A 23,104-nucleotide genomic window follows, 5' to 3' on the forward strand; every position below is an offset into this window, starting at 1 on the left:
CAGGCGACATCAGGGACAGACAACTGTACGCCACCGCCATCAGCAACCTCTAGAACCTGTACCCGAACGCCTGCTCGAACCGGTCCGCGATCTCTTCCCGCGTGAACCAGTGGTTCTGCGCGCCCTTGTGGGCGATCTTGATCGCGCCCAGCAGGCTGGCCAGCCGGCCGGTGGTTTCCCAGCCCAGGTCGTGCGACAGGCCGTACAGCAGGCCGGCGCGGTAGGCGTCGCCGCAGCCGGTGGGGTCCAGCACGGCCGCTTCCACGGCCGGGATGTCGATGCGCTGGCCCGCCGTGTAGATCTCCGAACCCTTCTCGCCGCGCGTGACGATCAGGGCTTCCACGCGCGCGGCGATGTCGTCCAGCGCCAGGCCGGTGCGGTCCATCAGCAGCTCGATCTCGTAGTCGTTGCAGGTCACGTAGGTGGCCTGGTCGATGAACTTGAGCAGCTGCTCGGGCGTGAACATCGGCAGTTGCTGGCCCGGGTCGAAGACGAACGGGATGCCCAGGCGGGCCAGGTCCTCGGCGTGCTTGAGCATGCCCAGGTGGCCGTCCGGCGAGATGATGGCGATGCGGGCCGGGCCGGCCGCTTCGATGTCGTTCTCGTGCGCGAACGACATGGCGCCCGGGTGGAAGGCGTTGATCTGGTTATTGTCCGAGTCGGCCGTGACAAAGCACTGGGCGTTGTACGCATCCTTCTTGATCAGGATGTTCTGCGTGCTGATGCCGAGCTTCTGCAGGCGCTCCAGGTAGGCGGCGCAATCCTGGCCCATCACGCCGACGATGCGGGGATCGCCGCCGAGCAGTTTCAGGTTGTAGGCGATGTTGCCGGAGCAGCCGCCGAACTCGGTGCGCATGGTCGGCACCAGGAACGATACGTTCACCTTGTGCAGCTGGTCGGCCAGCAGCGTGTCGCCGAAGCGGCCTTCGTATTGCATGATGATGTCGATGGCGAGCGAGCCACAGATCAGGGAAGTCTGGTTCATGGGAGTCTTCAGGGGTAGAAAATGGCGATGTGGTAGCCGGAGGCGCGCAGCCGGTCCAGCTCGAAGTACAGCTTGACGGACTGCTCGCTGCGCGGGCGGAAGCCCTGGGCCAGCGCGGCCTTGCCCAGGTAGTCGCGCGGCGCGAACACGCGGCGCAGCACGGGCTTGTCGGCCGTGTCGTTCAATACCAGTTCGATGTGCGGCCAGGCTTGCACGGAGCGCGACTGGTTGCGCAGCACGGTGACGAAGCTGTACGTGTCCGGCGCCAGCGTCTGCAGCTCGCCCTGTTCGATCGCCAGCGCATCGATCTGGCGCGGCAGCTCGACCGTGCAGCCCAGCGGGCCGCACAGCGCCTGCAGCGCCGGTTTCATGGCCGGATAGTCGGCGGCCAGCCGATTGCGCAGCGAGACCACGCCCTGGCCCAGCAGCACGAACGCGAGCAGCGGGATGCCTGCCATCATCGCCAGCCGCGCCAGGTGGCGCGAGCGCTCGCGGCGCGCCGCCTGGCGGACGAATTCCGGTTCTTCTTCGTGCCCGCCGGCGTCATCGGGCAGGGCAGTGGCACCACCGGCGCCGGCGGCCAGCAGCGCGCTTTCCGGCGCGGCCGCCAGCAGGTCGGCGGCGGCGGCATCGTCGGACGCGCGTTCGGCGGCCTGGTTGGCTGCATCGCTGGCGCCATCGCTGGAGCTGTTCCTCGATGCAGGGGGCGGGACGACCGGTTCGGGTTGGTCGCCGGGTTCGTGGTCGAAATGGTGCAGGTCATCCAGCGCGACCGCCACGATGTGCTCGGACGGCATGTCGAACGCGGGCTCGCGGCGGTGGCTGTCGGCTGGTGCCGGCTCGGAGGCCGGCTCAGCTTCCGGTTCCGGCTCAGGTTCCGGCTCAGGCTCCAACTCGGGTTCAGGTCCATGCGCCGGTTCCGGCTCGGCTTCCCGTACGTGGACCGCCACGTCATCCAGGTCCAACTCCAGATCCAGCTTCGGCGCGGCAGGCGCGGATGAGGGAGTAGCCGCCATGGGCGCGACAGGCGCCACGGAGAAGGGTGTCGCGGGCTCCACGAGCGCCGCATTCCCGTCAAAGATCTCGTTACAGGCCCCACAACGCACGATGCCCCCACGCAGCTTCAACTGGTCCAGGGCGACCCTGAACACGGTATGGCAGTGGGGGCATTTGGTGGCGAGCGCCATGCGTGCGGCGTTACCCTTGGCGTGAAGCAGGGGCGGTTTCGTCGCCCTTGCGGCCGTACAGGGCGACCCAGCCCTCGTGCTCGGCCCAGACGGACAGCTGGATGAACGGCGCGTACGCGGCGGCCACTTCCTCGGCCTGGCGTGCCAGCACGCCGGACAGCACCAGCGCGCCGCCGTCGGCCACGCGGCCCGACAGCATCGGCGCCATCAGTTTCAGCGGCGACGACAGGATGTTGGCGACGACGATGTCGAACTGCGCGCTGGCATAAGCCGATTGCGCGAAGTCTTCCGGCACGAAGTATTCGATGTCCTGTACCTGGTTGCGGGCGGCGTTGTCGCGCGCCGAGTCGATCGCCTGCGGGTCGATATCGACGCCGGCGACCTTTTCCGCGCCCAGCTTGCGTGCCACCATCGCCAGGATGCCGGAACCGCAGCCGTAATCGAGCACCGTCTTGCCGGGCGCCGGATGGGCTTCCAGCCATTCCATGCACAGGCGCGTGGTCGGGTGGCTGCCGGTGCCGAATGCCAGGCCCGGATCGAGTTCCAGGATCAGCGCGGCAGGGTCCGGTGCCTCGTGCCAGCTCGGCACGACCCAGATGTTCTTGCCGATGTGGATCGGCTCGAACTGCGATTGCGTCAGGCGCACCCAGTCTTCATCGGCCACGCTGCGCGTGGTGTAGGCCGGCAGGGCCTTCAGGCCCACGGCGCGGGCCGCTGCGGCCACGATGAACGAGTGATCGGCATCGACGTCGGCCAGGGCCACCACGCGGCTGTGTTCCCACGCCGCTTCCTTCGGCTCCATGCCCGGTTCGCCGAACAGCGGCTGTTCCGCTTCGGTGCCTTCGTCCGCATCCTCGACGGAAACGGACAGCGCGCCCGCTTCCATCAGCGCGTCCGACAGCGCCTCGGCATGCTCTCGGGCGACTTCGATGACGATTTCGTTCCAGCTCATGCACCCGCCTTCGGCATTTCCGCCAGTTTCTGTTCCAGGTAATGGATGTTGGTGCCGCCTTCGATGAAGCGGGCGTCGACCATCAGCTCGCGGTGCAGCGGGATGTTGGTGAGGATGCCCTCGACCACCATTTCCGACAGCGCGATCTGCATGCGGCGGATCGCCTGCTCGCGCGTGGCGCCATAGGTGATCACCTTGCCGATCATCGAATCGTAGTGCGGCGGTACATAGTAACCCGCATACGAATGGGAGTCGACACGCACGCCTGGGCCGCCCGGGGCATGCCACGACGTGATGCGGCCTGGCGAAGGCGTGAACTTGAACGGGTCCTCGGCGTTGATGCGGCACTCGATCGCGTGGCCGGACAGCATCACGTCGCGCTGGCGGAAGCGCAGGCGCTCGCCGCAGGCGATGCGGATCTGTTCCTGCACGATGTCGATGCCGGTGATCATCTCCGTCACCGGGTGTTCCACCTGCACGCGGGTGTTCATCTCGATGAAGTAGAACTCGCCGTTTTCATACAGGAATTCGAAGGTGCCCGCGCCGCGGTAGCCGATCTTGCGGCAGGCTTCGGCGCAGCGGTCGCCGATCTTCTCGATCAGCTTGCGTGGAATGCCGGGGGCCGGCGCTTCCTCGATTACCTTCTGGTGGCGGCGCTGCATGGAGCAGTCGCGCTCGCCCAGCCATACGGCGTTCTTGTGTTCGTCGGCGAGGATCTGGATTTCCACGTGGCGCGGATTCTCCAGGTATTTCTCCATATAGACTTCCGGATTGCCGAAGGCGGCACCGGCTTCGCTCTTCGTCATCGTCACCGCATTGAGCAGCGCCGCTTCGGTATGCACCACGCGCATGCCGCGGCCACCGCCGCCGCCAGCCGCCTTGATGATGACCGGATAGCCGACCTTGCGGGCAATCTGCACGATCGCCTTCGGATCTTCCGGCAACGCGCCGTCGGAACCAGGCACGCAGGGCACGCCCGCCTTGATCATCGCCTGCTTGGCCGAGACCTTGTCGCCCATCAGGCGGATCGAGTCGGAACGGGGGCCGATGAACACGAAGCCGGATTTTTCGACACGTTCGGCGAAATCGGCGTTTTCGGACAGGAAGCCATAGCCGGGGTGGATCGCCTCGGCGTCGGTGACTTCGGCCGCGCTGATGATGGCGGGCATGTTCAGGTAGGACAGGCTCGACGAAGCCGGGCCGATGCAGACGGATTCATCGGCCAGTTTGACGTATTTCGCGTCCTTGTCGGCTTCGGAGTGCACGACGACCGTCTTGATGCCCATCTCGCGGCAGGCGCGCTGGATACGCAGCGCGATTTCACCACGATTGGCAATGAGGATTTTTTCAAACATGGCTAGTTCTATGTTTGCGAACACCCGGGCGTGCCGGGTGTCCTGGGAGAGGGAGCTAACGTGGCGGCTGGGCCGCCGGACCGGCACGCGCCGGCCCTCATCGGCCTATGGATCAGCCGATGACGAACAGCGGCTGGCCGAATTCGACCGGCTGGCCGTTCTCGACGAGAACCTGGGTGATCGTGCCGGATTTGTCGGCATCGATCTCGTTCAGCAGCTTCATCGCTTCGATGATGCACAGCGTATCGCCTTCCTTCACGGTCGCGCCCACTTCGACGAACGGCGCGCTGCCTGGTGCGGAAGAACGGTAGAACGTGCCGACCATCGGCGACTTGACGATGTGGCCGGTCGGCTCGGCGGCGGCGGCCGGCACGGCCGGTGCGGCGGCAGGCGCGGGAGCCGGCGCGGCGGCAGGCATGTACTGGGTCGGCGCGCCGCCCTGCGGCATCATCACGACCTGGTTTTGCGGCATGGCGGACGACTTGACGATGCGCACCTTGCTCTCGCCTTCGGTCACTTCGAGTTCTGCAATATCCGATTCGGCAACCAAGTCAATCAAAGTCTTGAGCTTGCGTAGATCCATCTGAGACTCCCGTCTAATCTTGTTTTGTGAAATTGGCGCGGCTGCCATGTTAAGCCAAATAAGCTGGCACATAAGCGACTACGCTGTAAATAGCGCGCAGATCGCGTAGATTAACTGCTTCTTAGTGCAAAGTCGATGGCAAAGCGGTATCCCTCGGTGCCGAGTCCGCAAATCGTTCCCTTGGCAATCGCGCTGAGAAATGAGTGGTGGCGAAAGCTTTCGCGCTGATAAATATTCGATATATGGACTTCGACGAACGGAATCGCCACGCCGGCCAGCGCATCGCGCAGGGCCACGCTGGTGTGGGTATACCCGCCGGGATTGATGACGATGAAGTCCACCCCTTCGTCGCGCGCGGCATGGATGCGGTCGATCAGCGCGCCTTCATGGTTGCTCTGGAAGGCATGCAGCTGCGCGCCCGCCGAGGCGGCCTGGTCCCGTGCCGCCTGTTCCACCTGTGCCAGTGTCGTCGCCCCATAGATTCCGGGCTCGCGGGTACCCAACAGGTTCAGATTGGGGCCGTTCAGCAGCAGCAGGTGTTTTGCCATGTTGTGACCTTAGTCCAGCGAAAGTTCCGCATTTTGCCGCCTGACGCGACTATTTGGCAAGAAAAAAGAACTTGCCAAATAGTAAACTGAGTCGTTACCGGAGTGGTGGTGCGGGCAGTGCCGGCAGCGCTCACAGCGCTGCCAGATCCTGGTGCAGCTGATCGAACTTCAGCAGGCCGAGATAGGTCTTCTTCACCTGGCCATCGGCGCCGATCAGCACCGTGAACGGCAAGCCGCCCTGGGCATTGCCGAACTGGCGCGACAGCTCGGTGCCGGCCACGCCATCCACGTACAGCGGGTAGGCGATCGGGAACTTCTTCGTGAATTCGGCGATGTTGGTGGGCGAGTCGATGCCGATGCCGATCACCTGCAGGTTCTTGTACTTGCCGCTGGTTTGCAGCGCCGACAGTTCCGGCATTTCCTTCACGCACGGTGCACACCAGGTTGCCCAGAAATTCACCAGCAGCGGCTTGCCTTTCCATTGCGCCAGCGGCTGCTGCGTGCCCTGGGCATCGGCCATGGTGCGCGCCAGCAGGGCGTTGACGACGGCGCTGCCGGCCGCGGCTTGTCCGGGCGGGACGGTGGAGGTAATGGGCGGTGGCGGGGCTTTCTTGTTGATGCCGACCCAGGCGCCGATCGCGCCGAATACGACGGCGATGGCGCCGCAGGCCAGCAGGTGGGATGTCTTCATGCGTTTCCGTGTTCAGGATGTTCGGTGGCGATCAGCGCGCGCAGCTCGTCGATGTCGGCCCGCGCCGGGCGATCGCCGGCTTTTTGTTCGTTCTTTTTCTTTCTGGCACCGCGCAGGTCCTGCTGTTCATACAGTTCCGCATGCACGCCTTCGCCATGCCACAGGAAGCTCACGGTCTCGACCGGGTCGTGGCGCGGCCCCTTGAAATGCTCGCTTTCCGAGATCTCTATATTGACGTTCTTATTCAGCAGGAAGATCTGCACTTCCTTCGCGCTGTCGGCGAACAGTTGCAGGCGGATGTCGTCATGTTCGCCGGCGCTGCCATTCAATACGGGGCCGGTCAGGACAGGCTGGTACTCGGCCAGCCGTTCCATCACTTCCAGCGCGATGAGGCGCAACTTCAGCAGGCGGGCCGGCTGCGTGGCGGCGTTGAACAGCGCATGGTACTGGCGCACCTCTTCCTCGATCTGCGCATCGTCCGGCAGCGCATCGCGCAGCGAATTGGCCTGCGCATCGCCGAGGATGCGGCGGGCCGCCTTGCGCTTCGCCGTGCCGTAGTCGGCGCCATCCTGGGCAACCATCCTGGCGGCGGCGGCGGCGATTTCGGCGCGCAGGAGCGCGACCTGGTCGTTGGCTTCATGGTTCGGCATCATGGCCGGAATGATACTCTGAACCGGCGAAAGCCAGCGCGTCGGGTAAAATCGCGCCTTTGACCACGCAGCACCACGGAGCACGATCCCCATGCACATTCACATCCTCGGCATTTGCGGCACCTTCATGGGCGGCCTCGCCGTGCTCGCCAAGGAAGCCGGCCACAAGGTGACCGGCTGCGACGCCAACGTCTACCCGCCGATGAGCACCCAGCTGGAAGCCCAGGGTATCGAACTGATCCAGGGTTTCGATGCGGACCAGGTGAAGCTGAACCCGGACCTGTACGTGATCGGCAACGTGGTTTCGCGGGGTAATCCGCTGGTCGAGGAAATCCTCAACCGCAGCCTGCCGTATGTGTCCGGCCCGCAGTGGATCGGCGAGCACATCCTGCGTGACAAATGGGTGCTGGCGGTGGCCGGCACGCACGGCAAGACCACCACCTCGTCGATGCTGGCCTGGATCCTGGAAGATGCGGGCTACGCGCCGGGCTTCCTGATCGGTGGCGTGCCGATGAACTTCGGCATTTCCGCGCGATTGCAGGGCCAAACCGCCGGCAAGAGCGGCGATTCGGCGTTCTTCGTCATCGAGGCGGACGAATACGACACGGCCTTCTTCGACAAGCGCAGCAAGTTCGTGCACTACCACGCCAAGACGGCGATCCTGAACAACCTGGAATACGACCATGCCGACATCTTCCCCGATATCGGTGCGATCGAAACCCAGTTCCACCACCTGGTGCGTACCGTGCCGGGCATCGGCCGCGTGATCGTCAACGGCGACGAAGAATCCCTGCAGCGCGTGATCCGGCGCGGCTGCTGGAGCGAGAAGGAAAGCTTCGGCAATGACGGCAACGCCAACTGGACGTTGAAGGAACATCCGGACGGCAGCTTCGACGTGCTGTTCAACGGCAAGTTCGAAGCGCTGATCAACTGGAAGCTGACCGGCCGCCACAACCGCTACAACGCGCTGGCCGCGATCGCCGCCGCCCGCAATGTCGGCGTGCCGGTCGCCCAGGCGGCCAAGTCACTGGAATCGTTCGAGAGCGTCAAGCGCCGGATGGAAGTGCGCGGCGTGGTGAACGGGGTGACGGTGTACGACGATTTCGCCCATCACCCGACCGCGATCGCCACCACCGTGGGCGGCCTGCGCCAGAAGCTGGGTGCCGATACGCGCATCCTCGCCGTGCTGGAGCCGCGCTCGAACACGATGAAGCTGGGCGCGATGAAGGATGCGCTGCCGGCCAGCCTGCGCGAGGCCGACTTCGTGTTCGGCTTCGGCAGCGAAAAGGCACTGGGCTGGAGCCTGGCCACCACGCTGGCGCCGATGGGTTCGAAGGCCGCGGGCTACGAGGATATCGACCTGATGGTGAAAGCCATCGTCGGCCAGGCGCGGCCGGGCGACCACGTGGTCGTCATGAGCAATGGCGGCTTCGGCGGCGTGCACGGCAAGCTGCTCGATGCGCTGCAGGCACTGAAGGCCTGAACGTGATGGCCGATGGACAGCGTGCCGCGGGCAAGATCCTGTACCTACACGGCTTCCGCTCGTCGCCGCTGTCGATGAAGGGCCGGCTGCTGGGCGAGCGGATGGCGCAGCTGGGCCGCGCCGCCGACTACCTGGCGCCGCAGTTGCCCGCATCGCCGAAGCTGGCGATGCAGCAGGCCATGGCACTGGTGGCCGGACTGCCCCGGGATCAGGTGGCCAATGAGCTGGCCATCGTCGGCTCGTCGCTGGGCGGCTATTACGCCACGTGGATGGCCGAGCAGCTGGGCTGCCGCGCCGCGCTGCTCAATCCCGCCGTCACGCCGCTGCGCGACCTGGAAAAATACGTGGGCATGACCACCATGTTCCACACTGGCGAGCCGTTCGAGTTCAAGCGCGAATATATCGCCGAGCTGGGCGAACTGGCCGTGCCCGCCATCACCCGGCCGGAACGCTACTACCTGCTGGCCGCCACCGGCGACGAAGTGCTGGACTGGCGCGACATGGTGGCGCATTACCCGGGTGCCCGGCAGCACGTGATCGACGGTTCCGACCACGGCATCGCCGAGTTCGCGGACTACGTCGATGAAGTGCTGGCCTTCTGCGGAATCGGGGCTGGATGAGGGAACGCTCGCTGCGCCGGGCCAACTGGTACCGGCATGTGCTGGCCGTGAACGCGCCGGTGGCGCTGGCGTGCTGGCTCACGTCGGGCGGTTCGCTGACGGCCCGGCTGAAAGCCCATGCCGGCACCTTCCGGGTGCAGGTGCTGCGCCAGCGGCCCGCGCAGTGCCTGGCCGACGAATCCGGCGCGCTGGGCCTGCCCCGCATCGGCAACGGGCGTGGCCGCTGCTGGGAACGGGAAGTGCTGCTGCGGTGTGATAATACGCCCGTGGTGTTCGCGCACACGGTGGTGCCGATGAGCGCGGACGCCGCCGACTGGCCGCTGTTTTCCGCGCTGGGCGAACGGTCGCTGGGCACCACCCTGTTCGGCGACCCGATGGTGGCGCGCGGCCCGCTCGAATATGCGCGGCTGCGCGGCAGCCATCCGCTGGCGCGCCGTGCCCGCGCCGCGCTGGCGGGACAGGGAATCGCCGTCCCCGACGAACTTTTGCTGTATGCACGGCGCTGCCTGTACCGGCGGCGCCAGGGCACGCTGCTGGTGACCGAGGTATTCCTCCCCCAGGTCGCGGCGCTGGTGCCGAAAACCTCCAACACGAGATGAACAATGAATGTCTTTTTTGAAGAATCCGGCGATTTCAAGGTCGGACAAGTGCTGTCCACCGCCGGCGAGGCTTACCAGGTGGAGATGGCCAGCGGCAAGCGCAGCAAGGTGAAAGCCAAGGATGTGCTGCTGCAGTATGACAAGCCCGCGCCCGAGGAGCTGATGGAGCAGGCGCGCGCGGTGGCGGCCGATGTCGACCTGGATTTCCTGTGGGAGGTGGCTGGCCAGGAAGAATTCGGGTTCGCCGAACTGGGCGCCGAGTACTTCGGCCATGCGCCGCTGCCCGCCGAGGCGGCGGGGCTGATCCTGGCGCTGCACACGGCGCCCGTGTATTTTCATAAAAAGGGCCGTGGGCGCTACAAGGCCGCGCCCGAGCAGACCCTGAAGGCCGCGCTGGCCGGCATCGAGAAGAAGAAGCAGCAGGCCATCGTCCAGCAGGGCTACGTGGACGAGCTGAAGGCGAACAAGCTGCCGCCCTCCATGGCGGGCATCGTGCAGCAGCTGCTGTTCAAGCCGGACAAGAACACCATCGAATACAAGGCGCTGGAAGCGGCCTGCAACGAGCTGCACACCACGCCGGCGCGCCTGATGCTGGCGGTGGGCGGCATCGGTTCGGCCAAGGACCTGCACATGGCCCGCTTCCTGTTCGAATCGTTCCCACGCGGGCATGGCTTCCCGGACGTGGCGGTGCCGCCGCCGCCGGCCGGCCTGCCGGTCGCCGCGGTCGAGGCATTCTCGATCGACGACGTGACCACGACCGAGATCGACGATGCCATGTCGATCGTCCACCTGGACGATGGCAAGGTGCGCATCGGCATCCACATCGCCGCGCCGGGCCTGGCCATCCGCCCGGACGATGTTATCGACAAGATCGCCCGCGCGCGCCTGTCCACTGTCTATATGCCGGGCGACAAGATCACCATGCTGCCGGATTCCGTGGTCGAGGCCTATACGCTGGCCGAGGGCAAGACGTGCCCGGCGCTGTCGCTGTATGCCACGCTCGATCCCGCCGACTGGACCGTGATCTCGACCGAGACGCGCGCCGAGATGGTGCCCATCGCGAACAACCTGCGCCACAACGATCTCGATGACGTGGTGAATGAACAGACGCTGGCCACTGGCGAGGGTGACTACCCGCGCAAGGCCGAGCTGACCTTGCTGTGGGCATGGGCGCAGCACCTGGAAGCGGGCCGCATGGCCAAGCGCGAGGCGTTCGGGCTGAAGCCGGAGCAGAACAACCGCGTCGACTTCAATTTCTATGTCGAGGACGATGTCGTCACGATCACGCGCCGCAAGCGTGGCGCGCCGCTGGACAAGATCGTGGCCGAGATGATGATCTTCGCCAACAGCACCTGGGGCAAGCTGATGCACGACCACGGCGTGCCCGGCATCTACCGCAGCCAGGGCCGCGGCGTGGGCGGCTGGAACGCCAAGATGCAGGTGCGCATGCTGACGCATGCCGCGCCGCACGAAGGTCTCGGTGTCGACCAGTATGCCTGGAGCACGTCGCCGCTGCGCCGCTACACGGACCTGGTCAACCAGTGGCAGATCCTGGCCGTGGCCGAGAAGGGCGTGATGGCCCCGCTGGTCGCGCCGTTCAAGCACAAGGATGCCAACCTGTTCGCGATCGTCTCGGCGTTCGACGCGGCCTATGCCGCCTATGCCGACTTCCAGGCCAATATGGAACGCTACTGGTGCCTGCGCTGGCTCGGCCAGGAAGACAAGCACCAGGTCGATGCCGTGGTGCTGAAGGATGAAGTGCTGCGCCTGACCGACATCCCGCTGGTGATCCGCCTGCCGGGCATGCCGTCGGCGCCGCGCGGCGCGGCCGTCAAGCTGGACGTGATCCGCTGGGATGAAGTGGACCTGACGATCGAGACGCGCCTGCTGGAGATCGAGGAAGCCGCGCCGGCCGCCGTCGACTTCGAGGAAGAAGAAGAGGAAGGCGACGCGGACAAGGCGCTGGTCGGCGAGACCGTGCCGGAGCTGGTCGCCGATCCCGACCAGCCTGCCGACGAGAAGGTGGAAGTGGCCGAAGCCGCCGACGAAGCGGACGCAGCCGCCGTCCCGCCCGCCGCTGGCTAAACCGGAACGGTGGAGGAGCCTGGTGTCGGACATTTTTTCGGGGCATGGCCCCGAAAAGGTGCCGGACACTGGTTTTCACTGCCGCCACTGGTAACGCCGGTGGTTTCAGCGGGTAGAATGATGCATTTCGCCGACGCTTTTTCCTTCTCTGCGTGAAGTATTTACAAGAAAACCGGTTCCTCGCGATCGCCCTGGCCGTCTCGGTGCTCGCACATGCGGCGTTGCTGGCGGTGCGTTTCGTGGCGCCGCAGGAATTCAAGCTGGCGCCCACCGATCCGACGCTGGAAGTCATCCTCGTCAATGCCAAGCACGCCAACCGGCCGCTGAAGGCCGAGGCGCTGGCGCAGGCCAACCTGGATGGCGGCGGCATGGCCGACCAGGGCCGCTCGAAGTCGCCGCTGCCGGACATGCGCCGGGTGGCCGATGGCGACAGCATCGAAGCCTCGCGCCGCCGCATCGAGCAGCTGGAAGAAGTGCAGAAGAAGCTGCTGACGCAGGTGAAGACCACGCCGTACCGCGCCGCACCCGTCACCGAGAACAGCAAGCCCGATCCCACGCCCACCGGCGCCGAGCTGATCGAAAGCAGCAAGGCGATCGCCCGCATGGCGGCCGAGATCGCGCAAACCATCGAAGACCAGAACAAGCGCCCGCGCCGCACCTACATCACGCCCAGCACCCAGCAGGTGGGCTATGCGATGTACTACAAGACCTTCCAGCGCAAAGTGGAAGAGGTGGGCACGCTGAACTTCCCGCAGGTGAACGGCCGCAAGCTGTATGGCGAGCTGGTGCTGTCGATCCCGATCTTCCAGGATGGCACGCTGTATACAAAGGAGGGCGGCATCACGGTGCAGACCAGTTCCGGCAATCCGGCGCTGGACCAGGCGGCGATCGCCATCGTGCGCCGCGCCGCGCCGTTCGGCAAGTTCCCGCCCAACATGCTGTCGAACGACCGCGACGACCTGTGGGTCATCATCACCCGGTTCAAATTCACCCGCGAACAAAAACTCGAAGCCCAACTCGGTGGAGCAAAATAAAGTGGACAATAACAGCGTGGACAATAACAGCGTGGACAATAACAGCGTGGACAATAACAGCGTGGACGGCACGTCCATGGATCGCATCGGCGGCGACGCAGGCGTTGACTCCGGCGTCAACTCCGGCGTCGACAAATACTGCGTGTTCGGCAATCCGATCGCCCACAGCAAATCGCCCGTCATCCACGCCGCGTTCGCCGCGGCCACGGGCCAGCGGCTGACGTATGAAAAACGCCTGGCGCCGCTGGATGGTTTTGCCGAGGCGGTCCATGCCTTCATCGCCGAAGGCGGCAAGGGCGCCAACGTGACGGTGCCGTTCAAGCTCGAGGCGTGCCGGCTGGCCAGCGCGCTGACGGTGCGCGCGCAGGCCGCGGGCGCCGTCAACACGCTGCTGTTCGATGAACACGGCATCACCGGCGACAACACCGACGGCGCCGGCCTGGTGGCCGACATCACCGTCAACGCGGGCGTGCCGATCACCGGCAAGCGCGTGCTGCTGCTGGGCGCGGGCGGTGCCGCGCGCGGTGCCGTGCTGCCGATCCTCGAACATCGCCCGGCCGCGCTGGTGATCGCCAACCGCACCGTGGCCACCGCCGAGGCGCTGGTGCAGCAATTCGCCTCGCTGGGGGGCGCTGGCGTAGTCACCGCGTGCGGCTTCGCCGACATCGCCGGCAGCTTCGACATCGTCATCAACGCCACATCGGCCAGCCTGCAGGCCGACCTGCCGCCGGTGGCGCCATCGGTATTCCACCAGGGCTCGCTGGCATTGGATATGATGTACGGGCAGGAACCGACCGTCTTCATGCGCTTCGCCGCCAGCCATGGCGCGACCGTGCGCGATGGCCTGGGCATGCTGGTGGAGCAGGCCGCCGAAGCCTTCCTGGGCTGGCGCGGCGTGCGGCCGGACACCGCGGAGCTGCTGGCGCGCCTGCGTTGACGCGGCTTCCCGCGTCGATCGGGCCTCAGGTGTCAGTGATGCTGTGCCGGCGATGCTGTGCCGGTGCTCCTCCCTGCGTCGTGTTGAACAATAAGAAATGCACATGAAAAAAGCGCGCAAGCCCCCCGGTCGCTGGGCATTCGTCAAGTGGCTGTTCATCGTTCCTGTCGTCCTGTTCATCGCCGTGCAGCTGTATTTCGCCGCGCAGATCTGGTGGTGGCGCGACCACGAGCCGGGCATGACGGCATTCATGCGCCAGCAGCTGTCGGCCATGCAGGAAAAGAATCCGGATGCGAAGATCGTCCAGAAATGGGTGCCGTACGAGCGCATCTCGAACAACCTGAAGCGGGCCGTCATCGCTTCCGAGGATGCCAATTTCTCCGACCACGACGGCGTCGACTGGGAGGCGCTGGAAAAGGCCTACGAGCGCAACGAGAAGCGCAAGAAGGTCACGCACGGCGGTTCCACGATCACGCAGCAGCTGGCCAAGAACCTGTTCCTGTCCGGCTCGCGCAGCTACCTGCGCAAGGGGCAGGAACTGATCATCGCGTACATGCTGGAAACCATGATGGACAAGCGGCGGATCTTCGAGATCTACCTGAACGTGGTGGAGTTCGGCCGCGGCGTGTATGGTGCGGAAGCGGCGGCGCGTCACTATTACAAGGTGCCCGCGGCGAAGCTCGGTGCGGCGCAGGCGGCGCGGCTGGCGGTGATGCTGCCCAATCCCCGCTATTACGACGCGCACCGCGATACGCGCTACCTGAACCGGCGTACCCAGATCATCCTGCGGCGCATGAATTCGGCCGAGCTGCCGTAGCGCTTCCCCAGCCCCGCGCCGCGATCGGTGCCCGATACACCGCAATTATCGGTTCCATGGGTAAAAAGTGGTCCTCCGGTCTGGTCCCGGCCGGGGCTTTGCCTGTACACTTGCGCTGTTTTAATTTTGCGTCCTGCAAGTGTCCAGAATCCCAGTCGGCTGAGAGTGCCTATGATCAATGTCTTCGTTCTACAAAATGGCCGGCTGAACCAGGTTCCCATCGAAACGCGCGAAGACCTTGAACAAGTGGCACCGGTATGGGTCGACCTGACCGACCCGGACGATGACGAGCGTGCCTGGGTCAAGGCCATCTACGGCGTGACCTTGCCGGGCGAAGACGAAGTCAAGGATATCGAAGCCTCGGCCCGCTACTACGAGGCGGAAAACGGCGACCTCCACCTGCGCACCGACTTCCTGCTGGAAGAAGACGATGGCCCGTCGCGCATCGTCACCGTCGCCTTCATCCTGGCGCGCAAGATGCTGTTCTCCGTGCACACCGACGACTTGCCGGTGTTCCGCCTGGTGCGCATGCGCGCCCGCTCGCGCCCCGGCTCGATCGTCGACTACATGGACGTGCTGCTCGACCTGTACGCCACCGACGCCGAATATTCCGCCGACGCGCTGGAAGGCATCTACAAGAACCTGGAAGAAGTATCGTTCCGCGTGCTGCAGGAAGAATTCACCGACAAGGACGCGGCCGACGCGCTGTCCGCCATCGCCCACGAGGAAGACTTGAATGGCCGGATCCGCCGCAACATGATGGACACGCGGCGCGCCGTCAGCTTCCTGATGCGCGGGCGCCTGCTCAATTCCGAGCAGTTCGAGGAAGCCCGGCAGATCCTGCGCGACATCGAATCGCTCGACGGCCACACCTCGTTCCTGTTCGACAAGATCAACTTCCTGATGGACGCCACGGTCGGCTTCATCAACATCAACCAGAACAAGATCATCAAGATCTTCTCGGTGGCCAGCGTGGCCTTCCTGCCGCCGACCCTGATCGCCAGCGTGTACGGCATGAACTTCGACTTCATGCCGGAACTGAAATGGACGCTGGGCTATCCCTGGGCCTGGGGCCTGATGATCACCAGCGCGATTGCGCCGTTCCTGTATTTCCGGCACCGGGGCTGGCTGAAATAGGACGGTGACACGGTGAAAAAGCGGCCTCGGCCGTAACGCCGTTAAGTCAAGCGTCATCCAGCACATTGGAAGCGCATGCATTTACCCCAACAGCGAAGGGCTGGGGTCAGACCCGCCGGGTCTGACCCCAGAATTTGCACTTGGGGTGGACTTAACCGAACGGCATCAGGCCGCGGCCGCTTTTTTATCGGGCTGGCATTCCCCTGCCACGTCCTTGCTGACTTGCAGGTTCATGAAGATATTGGCGGCCAATGCCACGATCGAGATCGCCGCGGTGATCTCGGCAATCACCAGCATCGCCACGACACTCGCGTCGCCCGTCGACAGCACATAGGCCAGCGAGCCCATCATGACAGGCAACGCCAGGTTCAGCAGCCAGAAGTGGACACGCGCCAGACGCGTGGTGCCGGCTTGCGGGAACAGCGTGTAGATGATCCCGGACAGCGCCAGCGTGGTCCAGCCCAGCAGGTTCACGTGCGCATGCACGGGGCGCAGCGTGAAGTCGCGGCTGGCGCCCATGGCAATGCCCAGCGCCACGCCGATGAGCAGGTACAGCACGGCGAGCTTGATCCAGACGATACCGGCGCGGGCGGCCTGTTCCTGCCGGGTGGTGGCTTGTGTTTGCATGACGACGACTCCTGTGATCTCGAATGCAGCGGATTCTAAAGATCGGATGTCATCGAAATGTCGGAAGATTGTCGGTTTTAAAAGTCTTCAGGATCGAGTGCCGCGCAGATCCCAAGGATATTTCCAGGAACCGGGGTCAGACCCCGATTTCAGGAAACATTTCCCGGGATTGGGGTCAGACCCCGGTTTCTGGAAATGTTGTGCCGTATGGGATTGCACAAAGTAAAAAAGGACGGTTACCCGTCCTTTTCCCATGGCCGAGACCGGCGCTTATTTCAGCCGCGCGAACACCCGCCGGGCCGCTTCGATGGTGTCGTCGATGACCGCGTCATCGTGGGCGGCGGAAACGAAGCCGGCTTCGAATGCGGCAGGGGCGAAGTACACGCCTTCATCGAGCATCGCGTGGAAGAACTCGTTGAATTTCGCGCGGTCGCCGGCCATCATCTCGGCATAGTTGCGCGGCGGCTCGGCGCTGAAGTACAGGCCGAACATGCCGCCCTGGTAATCGGCGCAGAACGTCACGCCTTCCTGGAACGCGGCGTCGGTCAAGCCTTCGGCCAGGCGTTTCGCGGTGGCCGTCAGGCGCTCGTAGAAACCGGCTTCCTGGATCAGCTTCAGGGTCGTCATGCCGGCGGCGACGGCGATCGGATTGCCGGACAGCGTGCCGGCCTGGTAGACGGCGCCGACCGGCGACATCTTGCTCATCAACTCGGCGCTGCCGCCGAACGCGGCCACCGGCAAGCCGCCGCCGATCACCTTGCCCAGCGCAGTCAGGTCCGGGGTGATGCCGTACAGGCCCTGGGCGCCGGCCAGGCCGACGCGGAAGCCGCACATCACTTCATCGAAGATCAGCAGCGCGCCATGTTCGGTGCACAGGTCGCGCAGCGCCTGCAGGAACTCGGGCGATGCCTTGATCAGGTTCATGTTGCCGGCCACCGGTTCGACGATCACGCAGGCGATCTCGTCGCCGTATTCGGCGAACGCTTCCTCGATGCCCGGCACGTCGTTATAGTCCAGCACCAGCGTGTGCTTGACGAAATCTTCCGGCACGCCGGCGGAGGTGGGATTGCCGAACGTGAGCAGGCCGCTGCCGGCCTTCACCAGCAGCGAATCGGCATGGCCGTGGTAGCAGCCTTCGAACTTGATGATCTTGTCGCGGCCGGTGGCGCCGCGCGCCAGGCGCAGCGCGCTCATCGTCGCTTCCGTGCCGGACGAGACCAGGCGCACCTGCTCGATCGACGGCACCAGGCGGGCGATTTCTTCCGCCATCTCCACTTCACCCTGGGTCGGCGCGCCGAACGACAGGCCGCGCGTGGCCGCTTCCTGCACGGCCTTCACCACCTGCGGGTGGGCGTGGCCGACGATGGCCGGGCCCCAGGAACCGATGTAGTCGATGTAGCGCTTGCCGTCGGCATCCCAGAAATACGGGCCTTCGGCACGGGTGATGAAGCGCGGGGTGCCGCCCACGGAGCGGAAGGCGCGCACCGGCGAATTGACGCCGCCGGGCGTGGTCTTCTGCGCGCGTTCGAACAGCACATCGTTTTGCGAGATCGTCATTGCGTATCCTTTTTCGTTTGCGTCACCGCGTGGAAGCGGTTCGGCACCAGCCGGCCCATGCCGTAGCGCTGGGCGTGGCGCAGGGCGCCGAAAGTGTATTGCTGGGCAAGGTCGACGGCCTGCGGCAGCGCCAGGCCTTGCGCCATGTAGGCGGCGATGGCGCCCGACAGCACGCAGCCGGCGCCGACGAACGGGCCGGGCAGGTGCTGCCAGCGGTCGTGGCGGATCACGCCGCCATCGCCATACAGCGTGTTGGCGCGCAGGCCCGATTCGGCGCGCGACGTGCCGGCCGGGGTACCCGTCACCAGCACGTATTCGCAGCCCAGGTCGATCAGGTGCTGGGCATCGTCGCCCATGGTTTCGCCATTGGACAGGTCGCGCCACGTTTCGGCCATGCGCCCCAGTTCCACCTGCGACAGCATCAGCAGCGTGGCCTGCGGCACCAGCAGCTGGCGCAGCACCGTCAGCAGTTCCTCCGGGTCGGTCTGTTCGGAAAGGGGTGGCAATTGCGAGCCGAACGGGTCGAGGATCAGCGGCGCATCCGGATAATCGGAGACCACTTCGGCGATCGATGAAATGTGTTCCATCTGGTCGACGGCGCCGATCTTGAACGCCGCCACCTGCACGTCTTCCAGCACGACGCGGGCCTGGTCGGATACCCAGTCCGGTTCCACATGCTGCTGGTCTTCCACGCGGGCGCTGTCGCCGATGAGTAATGCGGTGGTGACCGACAGGCCCTGGCATCCCAGCGCGGCGAACACGCCGATATCGGAATGCACGCCCACTGCGCCGATCGGATCGGCCACGCCGAATGTCAGGATGAGGGGTGATGTTTGGTTTTGCACGGCCAGTAGATTAAGATACCCGATTCGGCATTTTACTTGATTGAGGGTGGCAGAACGTGAGCAGCAATAATGTGGAAAATAAGGTAGAAAACAAGCTGGAAAATAACGCCCGGCAAAATAGTGCAGGAGAGTTCAAGAGCTGGATGTGCCTGATCTGCGGCTGGATCTATGATGAAGAAGCCGGCCTGCCGGAAGAGGGCATTGCACCGGGTACCCGCTGGGAAGATGTGCCGATGAACTGGACGTGTCCGGAGTGCGGGGCCCGCAAAGATGACTTCGAAATGGTCATGCTCTGATGGGACCTCGACAAACCTATTGCGCAACGCCAGCCGCTGGTCTCCGGTACTCGCTGTACTGGAGTACAGCTCCGTTCCTCAACCAGGTCTGACGTCGCTCATTACGGTTTCTCGAGGCCCCGAGGCGCACGTAGGAAAAGCGGTTCGCTACCGATACTGGATGCGCAGGTACAGGTCTGACGTCGCTTGTTACGGTTTCTCGAGGCCCCGAGGCGCGCGTAGGAAAGGCGGTTCGCTACTGATACTGGATGTGCAGGTACAGGTGCGACGCCATTCAGCAAGGTTTCTAGAGGCCCCGAGGCGCCCGTAAGAGGTTCTGCGGCCAACTGTGAGCCCGGGACCATTGATTGGTTGCTGTAAAGATTTACCGTCCGCCCCCGCATTTTTCGCTGTGCTATCGTAGTGGAAATGGGTGGACACAATATATGACGACAACGCCGCAAGCGACCGGTTTGACCATCATGGTGATCGATGACAGCAGCACGATCCGCCGGTCCGCCGAGATCTTCCTGAGCGGGGCGGGGTACCAGGTGGTGCTGGCCGAGGATGGCTTCGATGCGCTGGCCAAGATCATCGACCACCAGCCCGCGCTGATCTTCTGCGACATCCTGATGCCCCGGCTGGACGGTTACCAGACCTGCGCGCTGATCAAGAAGAGCGCGAAATTCCATGCCACGCCCGTGCTGATGCTGTCGTCCAGGGATGGCCTGTTCGACCGGGCGCGCGGCGCGATGGTCGGCTCGGCCGCCTACCTCACCAAACCCTTCAGCAAGGACAGCCTGCTGGCCGCGGTGCGCGAGCATGCCGGTCCCGGGCGTCCATGAGAAAGCAGCCCATGGCCATCCACAAGATCCTCATCGTCGACGATTCCCCGACCGAGCGCTATTACCTGTCCGATATCCTGGCCCGCAACGGCTACGCGGTCACCACCGCCGAGAGCGGCGAAGAGGCGCTGGCGCGCATCCGCGCAGACCGGCCGGAACTGATCCTGATGGACGTGGTGATGCCGGGCGCGAACGGCTTCCAGGTCACGCGCTCGATCGCCCGCGACCCCGAACTGCAGCATGTGCCGGTGATCATCTGTTCGTCGAAGAACCAGGAAACCGACCGCATCTGGGGCTTGCGCCAGGGCGCCAAGGATTATCTCGTCAAGCCGGTCAGCGCCGCCGAACTGCTGGCCAAGATCGCAGCGCTGGGCTGATGGAGGACGCGGTTTCGGATACCGGCGAACGCCGCAGCCGGCTGCGCCAATACCAGGTGCAGCTGCTGGAGCGGATGCAGGCGGCGCAGGGCACGGGCACGGCGGCCGCGCGCGAGCTGGGCGTGCTGGTTGGCACGCGCCACTGCCTGCTGGACCTGACACAGATGGGCGAGATCGTGCCCAGCCAGTCCATCACCCCGGTGCCGCTGACGCAGCCGTGGTACCTGGGCCTGGCCAATGTGCGCGGCAACCTCCTCGGCGTGGTCGACCTGGCGGCCTACCTGGGCGATGGCCTCGGCACGCATGCCGAGCATGGCACGCATGCCGCCGGCCCGGATACCCGCCTGCTGACCTTCGCCGCCAGCCTCGGCCTGCCGTGCGCGCTGCTGGCCAACCGCGTGCTGGGCCTGCGCCGGCTGGCCGACATGCGGGCCGACGGCAGCGACGCGGCGTCACCCGGCTGGTGTGCGGAGCGGTATGTCGACGGCGATGGCCAGCCATGGACCCGGCTGGACCTGGCCGGCCTGGCGCGCGAGCCGCGTTTTTTACAGGTGAGCCTGCATGCAAGCCCGCAGGCGGGGCTGCCCGCGGGCCGCTAGCCCCGATGAGAAAGGATACGATGCGATTCAGGTTTTCACGGCCCCGCCGGCAGGAGCCGCCCGCCGATTCCCCGCCTGACTCCCGGTTCGCCGACGGCGACTCGCAGTTCGCGGATGGCGCCGCGACCGACCGGCCGCTGCGCCTGCGCGATGCGCTGCGCCGCGGCGGCACTTCCAGCGTGGCGGAGCTGCCAGCACCGGCGCGGCTGCCGCTGATCGGCCACCTGCCGCCGCAGCGCCAGCTCAGTTTTCTCGTCACCACGCTGGCCGTCGTGCTGGCGCTTTCCGCCGCCCTGGTGGCGCTGAATGCACGGCACAGCGCGGCCGGCGCCGCCGCCACGCAAGTGGCCGGCGATGCGCTGATGCACTCGCAACGGATCGGCAAGGCCGCGCCGAATGCCTTGCAGGGCCACGAAGAGGCGTTCCGCCAGCTGGGCGACAGCCGGCGCGAGCTGGACAGCGACCTGGCGCTGCTGGGCAGTGGCGGCAGCTACCGGGGCCGCAGTGTGGCCGCCGCCCCTGGCAACCTGGAGGCAGCGATCGCCGATGCGCGCGCCAAGTGGGCCGCCACGGCGAAGGCGGCCGATACCATCCTGCGCCACCGGGAAGACCTGGCCGGTGTCGAGAAATCGCTGCGCGCATTGAACGCGCTGGCGCCGCAGCTGCTGGCGCAGGCCGATGAAATCGCCGCGCTGCGCCTGCAGCGGGGAGCCGGCGCGCGCGAGATCGCCGCGCTGGGCCGGCTGACGATGCTGACCCAGCGGATGAGCCTTGGCACGGCCGAATTCACCGCGGCGGGCGGCATCCGTTCGGAAACGGCATTCCAGCTGGGACGCGACATCACCGCGTTCCGCGCCATCGTCGATGCCCTGTTGAATGGTGGAGAAGCCGGCGGCGCCGTGGCCGGCATTGCCGCCGTGCGCGAACCGGACGTGCGCGAACGCCTCGCCGCGCTGCGGGCCGGCTTCGAGCAATACCAGGCCGGGGCGGGCGCGATCCTGGGCCGGCTCGACAGGCTGCTGGCCGCGCGCACTGCCGAACGGCTGATCTTCAGCCAGAACGAGAGCCTGCGCGAAAGCCTGGCGCGCCTGCTGGACGGCTATCGCGCCGCGCAGGAGTCGCTGAACTGGACCTTCTGGCTGATGGTGGCGGGCGGCATGCTGACGCTGCTGACGGGGGCCGCGATCGGCCGCGTGCTGCTGCAGGATTCGTACAACCGCACGCGCGGCGCCGAGCGCCGCCGCCAGCAGGCCGAGGAACAGCGGCTGCAGGCGCAGCGGCAGGAAGAGGAAGCCCGGGCGGCCAATGCGCAAAACCAGGCCGCGATCCTGCGCCTGATGAACGAGCTGCAGGAAGTGGCCGATGGCGACCTGACCGTGCAGGCCACCGTTTCCGAGGACATCACGGGGGCGATCGCCGACTCGGTCAACTACACGGTCGAGGAATTGCGCGGCCTGGTGGGCCGCGTGACGGCGACGGCCGAGCAGGTGACGGCGGCGTCGAGCCAGGCGCAGGATATTTCCACCGCGCTGCTGTCCGCGTCGCAGCAGCAGGCCCGCGAGATCCGCGATACCAGCGCGACCGTGCTGCGCATGGCGGCCGAGATCACGGATGTATCGAAGTCCGCGGCCGAGTCGGCGGACGTGGCGCGCCGCTCGGTGGCCGCGGCGCGGCAGGGCGCCGCCGCGGTGCAGGATGCGATTGCCGGCATGAACGGGATCCGCGAGCAGATCCAGGAAACCAGCAAGCGCATCAAGCGGCTGGGCGAATCGTCGCAGCAGATCGGCGAGATCACGGAACTGATTTCCGACATTACCGGGCAAACCAACGTGCTGGCGCTGAACGCGGCGATCCAGGCCGCTTCCGCCGGCGAGGCCGGGCGCGGCTTTTCCGTGGTGGCCGAGGAAGTGCAGCGGCTGGCGGAACGGTCGGCCGACAGCGCCAAGCAGATCGGCGCGCTGGTGCGCACCATCCAGGCCGACACGCACGATGCCGTGGCGGCGATGGAACGCTCCACCCATGGCGTGGTGGAAGGCGCGCGGCTGTCCGACGCGGCCGGCGCCGCACTGGACGACATCGAGCGCGTGTCGCGGCAGCTTGCCGAGCTGATCGAGGGCATGTCGCACGCCACCGGCACGCAGGCCGCATCGGCCAGCGGCGTGGCGCGGCACATCGGCCATATCCTGCAAGCCACGGAACAGGCGCAGGCCGGCACGCAGCAGACGGCGCAATCGGTGCGCCAGCTGTCGGCGCTGGCCCAGCAGCTGAAGGATTCCGTGTCGCGTTTCCGCATCGGCAACCCAACAACCTGAACAA

24 protein-coding genes and 1 pseudogene are annotated in these 23,104 nt (G+C 65.6%); 13 read left to right on the forward strand and 12 right to left on the reverse strand.

Annotated elements, in window-relative coordinates:
- Positions 1–49 precede the first annotated feature (49 nt).
- From EYF70_RS02165 to EYF70_RS02200, 9 genes and pseudogenes are all read right to left on the reverse strand, one after another.
- On the reverse strand, positions 50–985 hold the full coding sequence (locus EYF70_RS02165; RefSeq protein WP_131143928.1) for a carbohydrate kinase family protein: 936 nt from the start codon (positions 983–985) through the stop codon (positions 50–52).
- Positions 986–993: 8 nt separating this feature from the next.
- Positions 994–1,950, reverse strand: a complete 957-nt coding sequence (locus tag EYF70_RS02170; protein WP_165497557.1) for a DUF3426 domain-containing protein — start codon at positions 1,948–1,950, stop codon at positions 994–996.
- 156 nt (positions 1,951–2,106) lie between these two features.
- Positions 2,107–2,172 (reverse strand): annotated as a pseudogene (locus EYF70_RS31990) (MJ0042-type zinc finger domain-containing protein); the annotation flags it as partial.
- Positions 2,173–2,182: 10 nt separating this feature from the next.
- Positions 2,183–3,124 (reverse strand): 50S ribosomal protein L11 methyltransferase, encoded by a 942-nt coding sequence (gene prmA, locus EYF70_RS02175; protein WP_131143930.1) that lies wholly within the window; start codon positions 3,122–3,124, stop codon positions 2,183–2,185.
- Entirely contained in the window at positions 3,121–4,479 is a 1,359-nt protein-coding gene (accC, locus tag EYF70_RS02180; RefSeq protein WP_131143931.1) for an acetyl-CoA carboxylase biotin carboxylase subunit, read from the reverse strand. The genes prmA and accC overlap by 4 nt, the downstream gene beginning before the upstream one ends.
- A 112-nt stretch (positions 4,480–4,591) precedes the next feature.
- Positions 4,592–5,062: an acetyl-CoA carboxylase biotin carboxyl carrier protein gene (gene accB, locus EYF70_RS02185; RefSeq protein ID WP_131143932.1), complete on the reverse strand. Its 471-nt coding sequence runs from the start codon at positions 5,060–5,062 to the stop codon at positions 4,592–4,594.
- Between the two features lie 110 nt (positions 5,063–5,172).
- On the reverse strand, positions 5,173–5,610 hold the full coding sequence (gene aroQ, locus EYF70_RS02190; protein WP_131143933.1) for a type II 3-dehydroquinate dehydratase: 438 nt from the start codon (positions 5,608–5,610) through the stop codon (positions 5,173–5,175).
- Between the two features lie 130 nt (positions 5,611–5,740).
- Positions 5,741–6,301: a TlpA family protein disulfide reductase gene (locus EYF70_RS02195; protein ID WP_131143934.1), complete on the reverse strand. Its 561-nt coding sequence runs from the start codon at positions 6,299–6,301 to the stop codon at positions 5,741–5,743.
- A complete protein-coding gene (locus EYF70_RS02200) occupies positions 6,298–6,954 on the reverse strand; it encodes a hypothetical protein (protein WP_131143935.1) in 657 nt (218 codons plus the stop codon). The genes EYF70_RS02195 and EYF70_RS02200 overlap by 4 nt, the downstream gene beginning before the upstream one ends.
- 88 nt (positions 6,955–7,042) lie before the next feature.
- On the opposite strand from EYF70_RS02200, the gene mpl reads away from it, so the two are divergent.
- The 8 genes from mpl to corA all read left to right on the forward strand — a co-directional run bounded on the left by mpl (position 7,043) and on the right by corA (position 15,663).
- Positions 7,043–8,434 carry a UDP-N-acetylmuramate:L-alanyl-gamma-D-glutamyl-meso-diaminopimelate ligase gene (gene mpl / locus EYF70_RS02205; protein WP_131143936.1) on the forward strand — a complete coding sequence of 464 codons (1,392 nt, stop codon included), beginning with the start codon at positions 7,043–7,045 and terminating at the stop codon, positions 8,432–8,434.
- A 5-nt stretch (positions 8,435–8,439) separates the two neighbouring features.
- Complete coding sequence (locus EYF70_RS02210; RefSeq protein WP_131148848.1) at positions 8,440–9,054, forward strand: YqiA/YcfP family alpha/beta fold hydrolase; 615 nt, start codon at positions 8,440–8,442, stop codon at positions 9,052–9,054.
- A complete protein-coding gene (locus tag EYF70_RS02215) occupies positions 9,051–9,653 on the forward strand; it encodes a chorismate--pyruvate lyase family protein (RefSeq protein ID WP_131143937.1) in 603 nt (200 codons plus the stop codon). The genes EYF70_RS02210 and EYF70_RS02215 overlap by 4 nt, the downstream gene beginning before the upstream one ends.
- Positions 9,654–9,656: 3 nt before the next feature.
- Positions 9,657–11,738, forward strand: a complete 2,082-nt coding sequence (locus tag EYF70_RS02220) for a ribonuclease catalytic domain-containing protein (RefSeq protein ID WP_131143938.1) — start codon at positions 9,657–9,659, stop codon at positions 11,736–11,738.
- 152 nt (positions 11,739–11,890) lie between these two features.
- Positions 11,891–12,772 carry a TonB family protein gene (locus tag EYF70_RS02225; RefSeq protein WP_131143939.1) on the forward strand — a complete coding sequence of 294 codons (882 nt, stop codon included), beginning with the start codon at positions 11,891–11,893 and terminating at the stop codon, positions 12,770–12,772.
- Positions 12,773–12,848: 76 nt separating this feature from the next.
- Positions 12,849–13,709, forward strand: coding sequence for a shikimate dehydrogenase (gene aroE, locus EYF70_RS02230; protein ID WP_131148849.1), 861 nt, complete (start codon positions 12,849–12,851; stop codon positions 13,707–13,709).
- A gap of 103 nt (positions 13,710–13,812) precedes the next feature.
- Positions 13,813–14,526, forward strand: a complete 714-nt coding sequence (gene mtgA, locus EYF70_RS02235) for a monofunctional biosynthetic peptidoglycan transglycosylase (protein WP_131143940.1) — start codon at positions 13,813–13,815, stop codon at positions 14,524–14,526.
- A gap of 171 nt (positions 14,527–14,697) precedes the next feature.
- Positions 14,698–15,663: a magnesium/cobalt transporter CorA gene (gene corA, locus EYF70_RS02240; RefSeq protein WP_131143941.1), complete on the forward strand. Its 966-nt coding sequence runs from the start codon at positions 14,698–14,700 to the stop codon at positions 15,661–15,663.
- Between the two features lie 165 nt (positions 15,664–15,828).
- On the opposite strand, the gene EYF70_RS02245 is transcribed toward corA, so the two are convergent.
- The 3 genes from EYF70_RS02245 to thiD form a co-directional block, all read right to left on the reverse strand.
- Positions 15,829–16,290, reverse strand: a complete 462-nt coding sequence (locus tag EYF70_RS02245) for a heme-copper oxidase family protein (RefSeq protein ID WP_131143942.1) — start codon at positions 16,288–16,290, stop codon at positions 15,829–15,831.
- A 270-nt stretch (positions 16,291–16,560) separates the two neighbouring features.
- Complete coding sequence (gene hemL, locus EYF70_RS02250; protein ID WP_131143943.1) at positions 16,561–17,847, reverse strand: glutamate-1-semialdehyde 2,1-aminomutase; 1,287 nt, start codon at positions 17,845–17,847, stop codon at positions 16,561–16,563.
- Positions 17,844–18,692, reverse strand: coding sequence for a bifunctional hydroxymethylpyrimidine kinase/phosphomethylpyrimidine kinase (gene thiD, locus EYF70_RS02255; protein ID WP_131143944.1), 849 nt, complete (start codon positions 18,690–18,692; stop codon positions 17,844–17,846). The genes hemL and thiD overlap by 4 nt, the downstream gene beginning before the upstream one ends.
- 143 nt (positions 18,693–18,835) lie before the next feature.
- Here thiD and EYF70_RS02260 point away from each other — a divergent pair, with 143 nt between their 5' ends.
- The 5 genes from EYF70_RS02260 (at position 18,836) to EYF70_RS02280 (ending at position 23,100) form a co-directional block, all read left to right on the forward strand.
- Positions 18,836–18,988: a rubredoxin gene (locus EYF70_RS02260; RefSeq protein WP_131148850.1), complete on the forward strand. Its 153-nt coding sequence runs from the start codon at positions 18,836–18,838 to the stop codon at positions 18,986–18,988.
- 425 nt (positions 18,989–19,413) lie between these two features.
- The gene (locus EYF70_RS02265; RefSeq protein WP_131143945.1) at positions 19,414–19,812 is read left to right on the forward strand and encodes a response regulator; all 399 of its coding nucleotides are present in this window, start codon (positions 19,414–19,416) and stop codon (positions 19,810–19,812) included.
- A gap of 11 nt (positions 19,813–19,823) precedes the next feature.
- Positions 19,824–20,189, forward strand: a complete 366-nt coding sequence (locus EYF70_RS02270; RefSeq protein WP_131143946.1) for a response regulator transcription factor — start codon at positions 19,824–19,826, stop codon at positions 20,187–20,189.
- Positions 20,189–20,788, forward strand: a complete 600-nt coding sequence (locus EYF70_RS02275) for a chemotaxis protein CheW (RefSeq protein WP_131143947.1) — start codon at positions 20,189–20,191, stop codon at positions 20,786–20,788. The genes EYF70_RS02270 and EYF70_RS02275 overlap by 1 nt, the downstream gene beginning before the upstream one ends.
- 20 nt (positions 20,789–20,808) lie before the next feature.
- Positions 20,809–23,100 carry a methyl-accepting chemotaxis protein gene (locus tag EYF70_RS02280; RefSeq protein ID WP_131143948.1) on the forward strand — a complete coding sequence of 764 codons (2,292 nt, stop codon included), beginning with the start codon at positions 20,809–20,811 and terminating at the stop codon, positions 23,098–23,100.
- Positions 23,101–23,104: the final 4 nt, after the last annotated feature.

It is taken from the genome of Pseudoduganella albidiflava (genome assembly GCF_004322755.1).
Classification (GTDB): Bacteria; Pseudomonadota; Gammaproteobacteria; order Burkholderiales; family Burkholderiaceae_D; genus Rugamonas; species Rugamonas albidiflava.